Raw genomic sequence first — 12,842 nt, forward strand, 5'->3', positions numbered from 1 at the left:
CTGTTAGCGGGTGTAGCGCTCGAGGAAATGACCCAGTCGGCTCACCGCGTGAGACAGATCGTCCGCCCGGGGCAGGAATACGATCCGCAGGTGGTCCGGTGCATCCCAGTGGAAGGCGCTGCCCTGAACCAGCAGAATTTTTTCCTGACGCAGGAAGTCGAGCACAAAGCGTTCGTCGTTTTCGATCTTGTGGCGGTCCAGGTCGATCCTGGGGAACATGTAAATGGCACCCTGGGGCTTGACGCAGCTTACGCCGGGAATGTCGTTGAGCATGCCCCAGGCGAGGTCGCGCTGTTCGCGCAGGCGGCCGCCGGGCAATACCAGATCCTTGATACTCTGGTAACCACCCAGTGCGGTCTGCACGGCGAACATCGCCGGGACATTGCCGCACAGGCGCATGGACGACAATATATCCATACCCTCGATAAACCCTCTGGCGAGGTGCTTGGCACCGCTGACGACCATCCAGCCAGAGCGGAACCCGGCCAGGCGGTAGGACTTGGACAGGCCGTTGAAGCTGAGGCACAGCACATCTTCGGCCAATGACCCCATGGGGATAAACTCGGCGTCGTCGTAAAGGATTTTGCTGTAAATCTCGTCGGCAAAAATAACCAGGTTGTGTTGACGTGCCACTTCCACGATCTGCTGCAGCAGCTCGCGGGGGTAGACCGCGCCGGTGGGGTTATTGGGATTGATCACCACGATTCCTCGGGTACGCGGGGTGATCTTGGATTTGATGTCTTCGATATCCGGCAGCCAGTCCGCCTGTTCGTCGCAGCGGTACAGCACCGCCTTGGCACCGGTCAGGTTGGTGGCCGCCATCCACAGCGGATAGTTGGGCATCGGCAACAGCATTTCGTCGCCATTGTTCAGCAGTGCCTGGGTCGACATGGAAATGAGCTCGGAAACGCCGTTGCCCAGATAGATATCATCGATATCCACATCGGGTACACCGAGTACCTGGCATTCGTGCATGATGGCCTTGCGTGCGGCAAACAGGCCTTTGGACTCCACGTATCCCTGGGCCTGGGACAGGTTGTAGATTACGTCCTGAAGGATTTCATCCGGTGCATTGAAGCCGAAGGGGGCCGGGTTGCCGATATTCAGCTTCATGATCCGGTGGCCTTCTTCTTCCAGGCGCGTTGCCTGCTCCATCACCGGTCCGCGAATTTCGTAACAGACCCCGTGGAGTTTTTCCGACTTGTGAATATCCTTCATTGCTGCGTTCTTTAGTGAGCTTGTTGCTAAGGGTTTAAATCCGTCATGCCGACAGCGCCTGTACCGGAACTACCGGCGGACCTTCGTGCAGGCAAAACCGTTTCTACCAAACGCTCGGACCTAGTAGGCTGTGCTACATCTTGGCGGGTAACCGGCCGGACGAAGGGTTGGCACCGGGATAGGGGTGCTGCCGCAAAGCGTTGTGCCGGGCAGGGTAATGCCGCTGGATACTGACTTATCAGGCAAAAAAGGAGTCACAGTATGGCAAAAGAAAAAGACGATAACTACTGGCGCGAACGCCTTACTCCGGAAGAATTTCACGTTTGCCGGGAAGGCGGGACCGAACGTCCATTTACTGGTGAATACTGGGATACCTTTGAAGACGGCAAATACCTGTGCCGTTGCTGCGGCAAGCGGCTGTTCAATGCCGAGTCCAAGTTTGACGCCGGTTGCGGTTGGCCCAGCTTCGATGCCGAGGCCGAGCAGGGGGCCGTGGCAGAGCGGGTCGATAACAGTCTCGGCATGCACCGTACCGAAATCGTGTGCGCCAACTGTGGTTGTCACCTGGGGCACGTGTTCCCCGACGGCCCGACCGAGACCGGCTTGCGCTATTGTGTTAATTCACTGTCGGTAAAATTGGACCCGGACGAGAAAGCTGAGTAGTGCCGGGCGCAACAGGGGAGAACGAACATGCTGAGATCCGGTCGTCCGCGGCACTGGAGCCGCTGGCTGTACCGATTCCAGTGGCTATTTCTGACCCTAATAGCACTTACGGTCGTCGCCGTGCGTGTGGGGCTGCTGCATCTGGACTCTTCATTTCGTGTCTTCACCGGCCTGGGGCTGGCCATGGTCGCATTGGCACTGCTGTCGATGCTGGTTTTTCTGTGGGGGATGGTCCGGCGCCACAGTGAGGCGCGAACCGCTGCCCTCTGGGCCATGTTGATGGGGGTGATTCCCGTCGCCCTGCCACTGTTTTTCGTGGGCCAGCAGAATCTCAGTGCGCCGGCACTCTACGATATCTCCACAGACCTCAAAGACCCACCGCAGTTCGATCTGCTGCTGTCGTTGCGCAAGGAGGGAGACCACAGCCCGGACTATCCGGGCAGTGCGGCGGCGGTGGTTCAGGAAAAGTCGCCTCTCTACGGGGATATCAAACCGCTGATCCTGACCGCAACACCCTCTGAAGTCATTTCCCAGGCGGAGCTGGTGGCCCGGGATCTCGGCTGGCGTATTATCGCGGTGCAGGCCGGGAAAGGGCAGCTGGAGGCCGTGGTGCGTACGCCGATACTCGGTATTACCCAGGATGTGGTGGTGCGCATCCGGCCTGTGGACGCGCAGGGCAATCAGGAAGAAACACCGGAGCGCAAAAGCGCCGACCGAGCAAACAGCACAGGCGCCGATGCAGCGACCGCGCCGGAACCGACGTCCACCCGGGTGGATATGCGTTCTGCCTCCCGCACCGGCAGCCGCGATCTGGGCAGTAACGCCGAGTCGATACGCACGTTTCTGCAGAAGCTGAAGCAGCGGGTGAGCGAACGGGGGGAGGTGGCGCAGTAATAGTTGGTCCATCCGCTGGGTCATTTCTGCGGGTTTTGTGCACAGGTTATGTAAGTGCCTGTATGGAAAGGAAAAATTTGTTAAAAAGTTTTCAATCGGGTGTTGACAGCCCCCCGGCCCGTCCATAGAATGCGCACCACTTCTGAGGCACTGCTGATCTTTCTTCACCGAAACAGCGGCACCGAAAGAAGCTTCTGGGTCCCCATCGTCTAGAGGCCTAGGACACCGCCCTTTCACGGCGGTAACAGGGGTTCGACTCCCCTTGGGGATGCCACGCGGGAATAGCTCAGTTGGTAGAGCGCAACCTTGCCAAGGTTGAGGTCGCCGGTTCGAACCCGGTTTCCCGCTCCAATTTTTGTTCACTGGCCATTGCGAGTGAGCAGGTAAAAAGGAAATTGATCGCAAGATGATTTCCAGTTTACCAAACTCAATCTCCAAGAGATTGAGAATGTTCTATGTCCCCATCGTCTAGAGGCCTAGGACACCGCCCTTTCACGGCGGTAACAGGGGTTCGACTCCCCTTGGGGATGCCAATGCTGTGAAGCTGCCAAGGCAGCTTTACCACAGGATTGCGGGAATAGCTCAGTTGGTAGAGCGCAACCTTGCCAAGGTTGAGGTCGCCGGTTCGAACCCGGTTTCCCGCTCCAATCTAAAGCCGCTCTTTGAGCGGCTTTTTTTTGCCTGTTTTCTGGAGAGCCGGGCTCTTACCTGCGCTCTCAAAATTCCACACTTTCCGTTCCGTGGTTGAAATGTTTTCGCTGCAGGCGTTGAATAGCGCCTACCTTTTACAGATTCAGTACATTTTATGACTGCCGCACTTTCTATTCGCGATTTGCAGAAAACCTACGACAACGGCTTTGAAGCCCTCAAGGGCATCAGCTTTGATGTGCAGCCGGGGGATTTCTTTGCCCTGCTTGGCCCCAATGGCGCGGGCAAGTCCACCACTATCGGCATCCTCTGCTCCCTGGTGCGCAAGACCGGCGGCAATGTTTCCATATTCGGTATCGACATCGACGACAATTTCCCGGCGGCCAAGCAGATGCTCGGTGTGGTGCCGCAGGAATTCAATTTCAGCCAGTTTGAAAAAGTGTTCGATATCGTCTGCACCCAGGGCGGCTTTTACGGCATGCCGCGCAAGCTGGCCGAGGAGCGCACGGAAAAATACCTGCGCAAGCTGGGGCTGTGGGACAAGCGCAGTACCCAGGCGCGGATGCTCTCCGGCGGCATGAAGCGCCGTCTGATGATTGCGCGCGCACTGTTGCACGAACCCAAGCTGCTTATTCTGGATGAGCCCACCGCGGGGGTGGATATTGAGCTGCGCCGCTCCATGTGGGAATTCCTGCAGGAAATCAACGCCCAGGGCACCACGATCATCCTTACCACCCATTACCTGGAGGAGGCGGAAAGCCTGTGCCGCAATATCGCCATTATCGACAAGGGCGATATTGTCGAGAACACCTCTATCAAGTCCTTGCTGAAAACCCTGAGTCGGGAAGTGTTTATTGTCGATACGCGTGAGACTCTGGAAAAGGCGCCGGATTTTGGGGGTTTTGACGGGCGCCTGCTGGATGAGCACAGCCTTGAGGTGACCATCGAGAAGGGGCAGTCTCTGAGTGATCTGTTTGCGCAATTGAGCGCACAGGATATTGCGGTAACCAGTATGCGCAATCGTGCCAATCGGCTGGAGGAGCTGTTTGTCTCCCTGCTGGCTGAAAACCAGTCGTCGGCGGACAAGGAGGCCGAATAATGAGCCCGCAATTAATCTGGACCGCCTTCTCTACTATTTTCCGTCGTGAAGTGCGTCGTTTTACCCGTATCTGGCCCCAGACCCTGGTACCGCCGGTCATCACCATGTCTCTGTATTTTGTGATCTTCGGCTCGCTGATCGGTAAGCGCATTGGGGAGATGGGCGGCTACTCCTATATGGAGTTCGTGGTGCCCGGTCTGATCATGATGGCAGTGATCACCAACTCCTACGGCAATGTGGTGTCCTCTTTTTACAGCGCCAAGTTTCAGCGCAGTGTGGAAGAGCTGCTGGTTTCACCCACACCTAACTGGGTAATTATGGCGGGCTACGTGCTCGGCGGCGTTGCGCGCGGTTTGATCGTCGGGCTCGTCGTAACCTTGATCGCGCTGGTGTTTACCGCACTCGAGGTGCAGCACATCGGTATCACTGTGTTGATTGTATTCCTGACGTCGGTGTTGTTTGCCCTGGCCGGTTTCATCAATGCGATCTTCGCCAACAGCTTCGACGATATTTCGATTATCCCGACGTTTGTGCTGACCCCGCTGACCTACCTGGGTGGGGTCTTTTACTCCATTGAGCTGCTGTCACCATTCTGGCAGGGGCTGTCGAAGCTAAACCCCATCCTCTATATGGTGAATGCCTTCCGCTACGGGGTGTTGGGTGTATCCGATATTAATGTGGGCTGGGCGTTTGCCGGAGTGCTGGCGTTTATTGTGGCGCTGTCGGCGTGGGCCTTGCATTTGATGCGTCACGGCAAGCGTCTGCGTCACTGACGGAAGATTAAGGTGTTCGCCTGCAGGCAAATGAATCGTTGGATCAAATAGATGAACCGAGAAGACTGGCAAAACCTCCCCCTGGGGCAGGAAACCACCTACGAAGCAAAATACAACCCGACCCTGTTGCACCCCATTCCCCGTGCCGTATCCCGCGCGCAGCTGGGGCTGGATGGTGAATCGCTTCCTTTCAGCGGTGCGGACGAGTGGTGGGGCTTCGAGCTGTCCTGGTTGAGCCCCAAGGGGGTGCCACAGGTCGCCGTAGCCCGCTTCCGCTTCGCCGCGTCCAGCCCGTTCATGATCGAGTCCAAGTCATTCAAGCTGTACCTGAACTCGCTGAATCAGAGCGAATTTGCGTCTGCAGATGCGGTGTGCAGGGTGCTGGAGCAGGACCTGAGTGCCGCCGCAGGCAATGATGTGTGCGTGACCCTGTATGACGTCGAAAGCGTGGAACTGGCGGTGCAGAAACCCCGGGGAGTCTGTGTGGATCATCAGGAGATCGAAGCCCGGCAGTACCAGCCGGATGCGGGGTTGCTAAAACTGGCGGCCGGTGGCGAGACGGTAGAGGAAACGCTTTACAGTCACCTGTTGCGCAGTAACTGCCCGGTCACCGGTCAGCCGGACTGGGCCACGGTGACCATTGAATATGCCGGGCCGGCGTTGGATCAGCAGGCGCTGCTGGCCTACATCATCTCCTTTCGCGAGCACCAGGACTTCCACGAGCATTGTGTAGAGCGTATCTACTGTGACCTGCAGGCGCTGGCCGATTTCCAGCACCTGACCGTCTGCGCCCGTTACACCCGCCGCGGTGGGTTGGATATCAATCCCTTGAGAACATCCTCTGGCAGAATTGAGTTTCCCGGGCGTTTTGCCCGACAGTAGTCGCCTGATTCAATTTAGCATATCAAGTGATTGAGCCGAGCGAGGGTGCGGCTATCCTGAGAGCTGATATTCCTTTGAAACAAGCAATTACTCCTCGTTCCACTTTATTGATCATCCTCGTTGGATAAATTTTGCACTCTATAGGTGCGCGGTTCTAGCGCTATCGCGCCGATTCCGGAAATCGAGTTTCTTTGCTGGATCTGATAAAGCAACTTTTCTTCTGTGAATTTCCGGTTAGCTGATCGCCGGTTTTCACATCGTTAAATACTTCTTACTGGTCTGCCACGCTTCAGCGATTTCCATCGCCACGGCAGACACCACCGTAGGCCTCTACACCCCTCTGAGCGCTCATAGGCAGCGGCACCCAAGTACTGCTCTCGCTCTATCAGCATCAGTTCGTTGAGCAGCACTTTGAGGGCCGACGCCAGGCCATCAAATCCTTGCTCTGACAGGATTTCAGCGACAACGGTAATTGCGGTATTCTCATTGTCGCAGGTCAAGGTCAGTTCCTTTTGAGGCTGACCTTGTTTGGCGACAATCAGTCTAACCGTGGCCTGGTCCTAAATCATGTGCAGGCGAATATATAGAAGGGATGGTGCACGACCTACTAGAGTGATAATTGAGGTTTATTTATTTCCGTCGATTTTAGTCAGTTCTTCTAGGGTTTTTAATGGATGAAAAGTTTTACTGAGGCAAAATGGTGGTCGATTGCGTGCGTAATTGGTTTCGTACTGGTTTTATATTGTGGATGGAGGATGAGTGGAGCGATCGATGGTGGCCAGTGGGGTTGGGGGGCGGGGAAAGAGCCTGATCTTACTGGTGATCAGCAGAATGTGAATGCTGGTTATTCAGCAGTTCGTGATCGTGAGAGCAGCCTGTTGAATGCAGCTTCTGAAGCGGTCAACTTCGTGCCAACGGAAAATAATGGTTTAACCGGTCCCCCCGCCGATGTTTACGGACAGGATCTCGGGACAAAAAGTGATGAGGAAGATTGGTGCAGTTTGAGTGAGCTTTCCGAACAGTCACAGGCAGATGTTAGTGCGGAATTGGATGAGTGGAGACGAGGCCTAGGCTACGACGCCATTGGTACGCAAAATAGGCCAAACTCTATGAATTATCAAGATTATAATTTATCGACTTTACGCTCTTTGGCCGGCCAGGGCGACTTCTATGCGATATATCAACTTTTAGAACGCCCGGAAGTTACCCAAGAAGAAAAGAAATCTTTAGCTCATGAAGCACTAGTTTACGGTGCGACGACTACGATCGCTCAGTATGCAGCGGCTCCAAATCCTGAGCTTTCTAGGTTGATTAAGGCGGGGAAACCTGAAGCCGCAAAACAACTTTTGATAGAAGAGCTAGCTTGGGGAGAGTATGCAGCGATTCGGGGCGATTATACCGTGTTCGGTACAACAGTGAGGAGCTACCAGAACCGTTTGAAGTTATTTGGCGATGCTGTACGGTTATCTAATGAGGACCTTAAAACGATTTCTGCTATGGCGCATGAGAATGTCGAAAGCATCAACGCTGAGCGTACCGCCCGCGGGCTGGGGGAATTGAGTTTGTCTCCCCCAAAGAGCGCTAAAAAAATGTTTGAACGAAAGGTTGGCTCCATATTAAGCGGTGGTTACGATCTCAATTATGGTCGCCAATTCCTGCAGGCTAACTCGTGTGTCGAAAGGCATCTTGAATTTTTTACTCGACTCAAAAAAAGTGGAGAAACTGGTGGTTAAGCCGGATACTTCGCGAGAAGTAGGGGTGTCAGTAGGGGGAAGCCAGCGTAAGAGAGTTGTATTTCAAACTAGCTAGACAGACTTTGCGTTCTATCTCTTTCAGGCTGGCTATTTTGGCAACAGGTTTACTGTGGGGGAGGTTGTTGAAGCGGCCTCAGCCATCTGTTGTATAGTAGCTGGCTGGTGCTGGTCAGCCCGCTAGATCGCAGCCTTTCGCGAGCAACGAGGGGGTTCACGAGTACTGCAGGAAGCGTATCAATTGCGACCTGAAAAATTGACGAAGTTTGGTGTGCGATCAGTCTTCTCCACCCTCAACATGGCGCCTGCGTCCAGGTATTCCAAGCGTGAGTAGCCACAATGGCTTTGACCGTTTCAGCTCGCGGTAGGCATTTGTGCGTAGCAACCAGATGAACGGAAGGCGTAAGGCCATGTAGCTCTGCCGTTTCTATCAGGCCGTATAGTGCGGCACTGCCTTTATCCCTGTTCGGGGGTGGGTTCTCACTGAATAGTTAGTTCTTGCGGCTGAGTGGGCTTTGCTTGGCGATTTCAATTTACTTTTGCCGTTCTTGTCTTTATCGCCACTGGCCTTTTGTGTTTCGCTAAATTTTCGTCGTACATGCTGTGCCCAGCAACCGAGATGGATGGTCGTATTGCCACAGCTCACATCATGGTACCCGCCGTTTTCCCGGCCGTTTTGCACGGCAATAAGGGGCGCACTGCCCCCTTAAATGATGGTTTTGCTTTTCAGCTGCGACTGCGCCTTCTGTAGCGCCTTCAGCACTTTTTCTTTGTCGTAGTTGCGAATCTTCTCGAGGTCCAGGTGCATGGCAAAGCCCGGAGCATGCTCCTCTAGGTAGCTCTGCTGGCCACCGAGGTTTTTGCGCAGGTCGGATACCGAATACACCTTCACCGGGGTGCTGAAGCCTTTCACCGTAATGTGGCCTTTATCCCGGCACATCACGGTCTGCTTGATCATTGCCCAGGTCTCATGGCTGATCAGAATCTCCCCTGGCTCGGCGGCGCTTTCAAGGCGCGCTGCCAGGTTTACGTGTGTGCCCATGACCGTGTAGGTTTGGTGATCGGCGGTACCGAAAACACCCACGGTGCAGTAGCCGGTATTGATACCCATGCGAATCTGCAGGGGGTGGGAGATGCCCTGGTCGTACCACTCCTGCATCATCTCCCGCACCCGCTTGCGCATGGCCAGCGCCATGGCCACACAGCGCAGGGCGTCGGATTTTGGCCCTTTGCTCTGGTCGTCTCCGAACACCACCATTACCGCATCGCCGATGAACTTATCGATGGTGCCGCCGTAATGGGCGACGATGCGCGACATCTCGGTCAAATAGCTGTTCAGCAGGCGGGTGAGGGTTTCCGCTTCCATCTCCTCGGTCAGCTGACTGAAATCCTTGATGTCAGAAAAGAACACTGTGAGCAGCTTGCGCTCGGTGACAATCTCTTTTTCCTTGCCGGTGGTTACCGCGCGCCACAGGCGCTTGGGGAGGTAGCGGGAAAGCTTGTAGCTGGCGAGGTTGGCGATGCGCTGCTCTTTCTGCAGCTGCTCGTTATCGCGCTTTAGGGTGGAGATCTGCTTGAACATGTAAAAGGCATGACAGCAGAAGTAGGTGAATACGCCGATCAGGCTGGCGGCGCTGATATTCAGGTCTGCGTTTACCACCAGCGCCGGGCGGTGTATCAGGTAGCCAACCCCCACGCCGAGTAACATGGCGGTATTGTGCTCGAACCAGCTGCGCCCACCCCCTAGTGTCAGTGCGTTGAACTGCACCATGGTCAGGAACAGCAGACTCGGCAACAGGCTGAAATTGGAAAGCGCCATGGCCATGCCGACCAGCAGTGCGTCGGTAAACGATAACCAGCGGTGTACCTCGGCCTGGTTCTCGGGAATCGCGCGGCGGCTGATTTGGTAGGCGATGGGAATATAGGCGAGCAGTATGATCGCCATGCCCAGTGGGAGAAGGGCACTCTGCGTGAATAAGGATGACCAGGAGATACTGTTCAGTAGCGTGCCGGAGGCCGCAAAACAGATCAGAGCGCGAAAATACAGCGGGTACCGGGAATCGGATATTGCGCTGTTGGTTTCTTCAGGCTGGTTCTGCATGAACGCTGGGTCTTATCAAAGCTTTGCTGCAACAATCGGGTCGGTTGTAACCACGCTGCAGGTGTTAAATGGGCGCTTGTTGTTTTCTTCTCGTCCGCATCGGTGTCGGCTGCCAGTGCGCATTGACTAGTTTTTAGTCGACAGCATCTTGTTGATCGTTGTTGCTGTTGCAAATGCGTGGCATGGGTCACTGACAGGCGCAAAGTTTACCCTTATCCGAAGGTGAAAGCGACGCTAATTGACCATCCGGCCGTAGTCTGGACGGTCGTGCAAGATAGTTTTTATTGGCCAGTAAGATAGAATCGCCGGTCTGCTGAGGCAGGCCCGGGCAACGGCCTGTTCAGATGAAGGCAAATAACAGGAGGCATATATGGACGCGTTGGATGCACTGCACAACCGGGTTTCGATTGGGGTATTGACGGAGCCCGCCCCCGAGGGCGCCCAGCGAGAAAATATCTTCCGCTCGGCCCTGCGTGCTGCCGATCACGGCAACCTCCGTCCCTGGCGGTTTCTGGTGGTGGAGGGCAGTGCACGGCACCGGCTGGGGGATATCTACCTGGCGGCCAGTGCGGATCAGGAAGACCTGAGCGAGGCCCAGAAAGACCGTATCCGCGCCATGCCACTTCGTGCCCCACTGGTCATCGTCGCCATTACGCGCCTCCAGGATCACCCCAAAGTGCCTTTCAACGAACAGCGCATGTCCACCGCGGGAGCGGTACAGGCGATGATCACTGCGGCATTTGCTCAAAATGTGGGCGCTTACTGGCGCACCGGCGCACTTGCGGAAAACCAGCAGGTGGCCAACGCCCTGGGGTTGGCAGACAACGAAGAGATCAGCGGTTTCATCTACATGGGTACCCCTGCCAAGCCCCCACGCCCCGCCCCGGACCTCGCCATAGAGGACTTCTTCGCTGACTGGAGCGGTGAGTAAGGTAGCAAAGCGAATGGCTCGGCGGCATTTTTTCCCAAATACACTTGCACCGGCCGCCGCCATTCTGTAAAGTGCGCGCTCGCTGATCGGGGCGCTATGTTACTGATTAGCAAGACAATTTGGTGAGGTGTCCGAGTGGCCGAAGGAGCACGCCTGGAAAGTGTGTATGTCGAAAGGCATCGAGGGTTCGAATCCCTCCCTCACCGCCATATACAAAAAAAGCCCCATGCGAAAGCATAGGGCTTTTTTTGTATATGGCGGTGCAACGCCCCGAGCGCTGCTTGAGAGTCCGCGCGTAGCGCCGGAGACCAGCGAGGCAGCGAAGCGAATCCCTCCCTCCGGTTCGATTAACTCCTGCCAGCCTTGATCCCCATCCCGTCCATCCCGTAAACACAGTCATACCCGCCTGAGCAACATTCGTCAGCGTTATTCATCGCGGCCGCAGGCCCGAAACTTGCTTGCTCTTCTCTGCGAAGGTGACACTGTTTGCGAAAGCCAGTAGAACATCACCGAAAATATCTATAACCAGACTCCAGGGGAACCATGGCACTCTTTCACTATTTTCGTTGTTCAGTTATTTGTCTAAGCCTGTTTTCCACCCCTGCTCTTGGCATGACCCACATCACCGCCGATCGCATGATCGACGTGGAAACCGGCGAGGTGATAGAGGCCCCGGTGATCTCCGTCGATGGCAATCGCATTGCCTCTGTTACCGCCAATGGCGAAGTCCCTGAAGATGCCATCCGCCTGCCGGGCGCTACCCTGATCCCGGGCCTGATGGACATGCACGTCCACCTCACCGGCGATGCGCACACCCACGGTTACCGTCGCCTCGCGGTCTCCGCTATGCGCTCTGCGCTCACTGGCGCCAAGAACGCGCGCATTTCTCTGGAGTCCGGCTTCACCACAATGCGCAACCTGGGCGCCCCGGGTTTCGCCGACGTGGCTTTGCGAGATGCGATCAATGCTGGCGATATTCCCGGCCCGCGTCTATTCGTGTCCGGCCCCGCAATCGGTATCACCGGCGGTCACTGCGATAACAATCTGCTGCCCATCGCATACAAAGCCAAAGGCGGCGGTGTGGCGGATGGCCCCTGGGCGGTGCGTGCCAAGGTACGGGAAAATTTCAAATACGGCGCAGACCTGATCAAGCTTTGCGCCACCGGTGGGGTAATGTCTAAGGGGACGGAACCGGGGGCGCAGCAGCTGGCCCTGGAGGAAATGCAGGCGGCGGTGACCGAAGCGCACAACCGGGGTACTACTGTGGCGGCCCATGCCCATGGCACTGCCGGAATCAACGCGGCGATTCGTGCGGGTGTCGATTCGGTGGAGCACGCCAGCTTCCTGGATAAAGAAGCCATCCGCCTGGCGAAGAAGCAAGGCACCGTCCTGTCGATGGATATTTATGTCACTGAGTACATTCTGTCCGAAGGCGAAAAGGCCGGTATCCTGCCGGAAAGCCTGGAAAAGGAGCGTCGCGTTGGTGGCCGGCAACGGGAGAGCTTCCGCGCGGCGGTAGATGCCGGAGTAAAAATGGTGTTTGGTTCCGATGCCGCCGTTTATCCCCATGGCCAGAACGCGCGACAGTTTTCCCGCATGGTGACATTCGGTATGACGCCACTGCAAGCTTTGCAGGCCTCCACGATCAATGCGGCACAGCTGCTGGGTAAGCAGAATGAACTTGGCAGTATAAGGGAAGGCAAATTGGCGGACCTCGTTGCGGTGCCCGGGAATCCGCTGGAGGATATTTCCGTATTGGAGCGCGTGCAGTTTGTCATGAAAGATGGTGAAGTGTTCAAGAACTCCTCGGAAAATTTCTGAACCCGACAAATGGAAAAGGCCCGAGGATAAAAATCCGCGGGCCTTTTCAGACTTGGTCGGG

At 55.9% G+C, this 12,842-nt stretch carries 10 protein-coding genes and 5 tRNA genes; 13 read left to right on the plus strand and 2 right to left on the minus strand.

The window, feature by feature from the left end:
* Positions 1 to 3: 3 nt before the first annotated feature.
* Positions 4 to 1,218: a pyridoxal phosphate-dependent aminotransferase gene (locus LRR79_RS09555; RefSeq protein ID WP_231756995.1), complete on the minus strand. Its 1,215-nt coding sequence runs from the start codon at positions 1,216 to 1,218 to the stop codon at positions 4 to 6.
* A 261-nt stretch (positions 1,219 to 1,479) separates the two neighbouring features.
* Here LRR79_RS09555 and msrB point away from each other — a divergent pair, with 261 nt between their 5' ends.
* The 10 genes from msrB (at position 1,480) to LRR79_RS09605 (ending at position 7,910) form a co-directional block, all read left to right on the plus strand.
* Positions 1,480 to 1,881 (plus strand): peptide-methionine (R)-S-oxide reductase MsrB, encoded by a 402-nt coding sequence (msrB, locus tag LRR79_RS09560; RefSeq protein ID WP_231756996.1) that lies wholly within the window; start codon positions 1,480 to 1,482, stop codon positions 1,879 to 1,881.
* A gap of 27 nt (positions 1,882 to 1,908) precedes the next feature.
* Positions 1,909 to 2,775 carry a DUF1499 domain-containing protein gene (locus tag LRR79_RS09565; RefSeq protein ID WP_231756997.1) on the plus strand — a complete coding sequence of 289 codons (867 nt, stop codon included), beginning with the start codon at positions 1,909 to 1,911 and terminating at the stop codon, positions 2,773 to 2,775.
* A 198-nt stretch (positions 2,776 to 2,973) separates the two neighbouring features.
* Positions 2,974 to 3,049, plus strand: a tRNA-Glu gene (locus LRR79_RS09570).
* Between the two features lies 1 nt (position 3,050).
* Positions 3,051 to 3,126: transfer RNA gene (locus LRR79_RS09575), tRNA-Gly, on the plus strand.
* 106 nt (positions 3,127 to 3,232) lie between these two features.
* A tRNA-Glu gene (locus tag LRR79_RS09580) sits at positions 3,233 to 3,308 on the plus strand.
* A 38-nt stretch (positions 3,309 to 3,346) separates the two neighbouring features.
* Positions 3,347 to 3,422: transfer RNA gene (locus tag LRR79_RS09585), tRNA-Gly, on the plus strand.
* Positions 3,423 to 3,580: 158 nt separating this feature from the next.
* Complete coding sequence (locus LRR79_RS09590) at positions 3,581 to 4,522, plus strand: ABC transporter ATP-binding protein (RefSeq protein ID WP_231756998.1); 942 nt, start codon at positions 3,581 to 3,583, stop codon at positions 4,520 to 4,522.
* Complete coding sequence (locus LRR79_RS09595; RefSeq protein ID WP_231756999.1) at positions 4,522 to 5,295, plus strand: ABC transporter permease; 774 nt, start codon at positions 4,522 to 4,524, stop codon at positions 5,293 to 5,295. The genes LRR79_RS09590 and LRR79_RS09595 overlap by 1 nt, the downstream gene beginning before the upstream one ends.
* A 51-nt stretch (positions 5,296 to 5,346) precedes the next feature.
* Positions 5,347 to 6,177: an NADPH-dependent 7-cyano-7-deazaguanine reductase QueF gene (gene queF / locus LRR79_RS09600; protein WP_231757000.1), complete on the plus strand. Its 831-nt coding sequence runs from the start codon at positions 5,347 to 5,349 to the stop codon at positions 6,175 to 6,177.
* 674 nt (positions 6,178 to 6,851) lie between these two features.
* Positions 6,852 to 7,910 carry a hypothetical protein gene (locus LRR79_RS09605; RefSeq protein ID WP_231757001.1) on the plus strand — a complete coding sequence of 353 codons (1,059 nt, stop codon included), beginning with the start codon at positions 6,852 to 6,854 and terminating at the stop codon, positions 7,908 to 7,910.
* A gap of 724 nt (positions 7,911 to 8,634) precedes the next feature.
* On the opposite strand, the gene LRR79_RS09610 is transcribed toward LRR79_RS09605, so the two are convergent.
* Entirely contained in the window at positions 8,635 to 10,029 is a 1,395-nt protein-coding gene (locus LRR79_RS09610; RefSeq protein ID WP_231757002.1) for an adenylate/guanylate cyclase domain-containing protein, read from the minus strand.
* 370 nt (positions 10,030 to 10,399) lie between these two features.
* Here LRR79_RS09610 and LRR79_RS09615 point away from each other — a divergent pair, with 370 nt between their 5' ends.
* The 3 genes from LRR79_RS09615 (at position 10,400) to LRR79_RS09625 (ending at position 12,781) form a co-directional block, all read left to right on the plus strand.
* Positions 10,400 to 10,960, plus strand: a complete 561-nt coding sequence (locus LRR79_RS09615) for a nitroreductase family protein (protein WP_231757003.1) — start codon at positions 10,400 to 10,402, stop codon at positions 10,958 to 10,960.
* 121 nt (positions 10,961 to 11,081) lie between these two features.
* A tRNA-Ser gene (locus LRR79_RS09620) sits at positions 11,082 to 11,169 on the plus strand.
* A gap of 403 nt (positions 11,170 to 11,572) precedes the next feature.
* Complete coding sequence (locus LRR79_RS09625) at positions 11,573 to 12,781, plus strand: Xaa-Pro dipeptidase (protein WP_231757004.1); 1,209 nt, start codon at positions 11,573 to 11,575, stop codon at positions 12,779 to 12,781.
* The last annotated feature ends 61 nt before the right edge of the window (positions 12,782 to 12,842 follow it).

The organism is Microbulbifer elongatus, from assembly GCF_021165935.1.
Classification (GTDB): Bacteria; Pseudomonadota; Gammaproteobacteria; order Pseudomonadales; family Cellvibrionaceae; genus Microbulbifer; species Microbulbifer elongatus.

What these genes read in the sequence shown, in the direction of transcription:
- msrB (WP_231756996.1), top strand. Translation starts at nt 1,480, where the DNA reads ATGGCAAAAGAAAAAGACGATAACTACTGGCGCGAACGCCTTACTCCG.
- LRR79_RS09595 (WP_231756999.1), top strand. Translation starts at nt 4,522, where the DNA reads ATGAGCCCGCAATTAATCTGGACCGCCTTCTCTACTATTTTCCGTCGT.
- LRR79_RS09625 (WP_231757004.1), top strand. Translation starts at nt 11,573, where the DNA reads ATGACCCACATCACCGCCGATCGCATGATCGACGTGGAAACCGGCGAG.
- LRR79_RS09615 (WP_231757003.1), top strand. Translation starts at nt 10,400, where the DNA reads ATGGACGCGTTGGATGCACTGCACAACCGGGTTTCGATTGGGGTATTG.
- LRR79_RS09590 (WP_231756998.1), top strand. Translation starts at nt 3,581, where the DNA reads ATGACTGCCGCACTTTCTATTCGCGATTTGCAGAAAACCTACGACAAC.
- LRR79_RS09610 (WP_231757002.1), bottom strand. Translation starts at nt 10,029, where the DNA reads ATGCAGAACCAGCCTGAAGAAACCAACAGCGCAATATCCGATTCCCGG.
- LRR79_RS09605 (WP_231757001.1), top strand. Translation starts at nt 6,852, where the DNA reads ATGAAAAGTTTTACTGAGGCAAAATGGTGGTCGATTGCGTGCGTAATT.
- queF (WP_231757000.1), top strand. Translation starts at nt 5,347, where the DNA reads ATGAACCGAGAAGACTGGCAAAACCTCCCCCTGGGGCAGGAAACCACC.
- LRR79_RS09565 (WP_231756997.1), top strand. Translation starts at nt 1,909, where the DNA reads ATGCTGAGATCCGGTCGTCCGCGGCACTGGAGCCGCTGGCTGTACCGA.
- LRR79_RS09555 (WP_231756995.1), bottom strand. Translation starts at nt 1,218, where the DNA reads ATGAAGGATATTCACAAGTCGGAAAAACTCCACGGGGTCTGTTACGAA.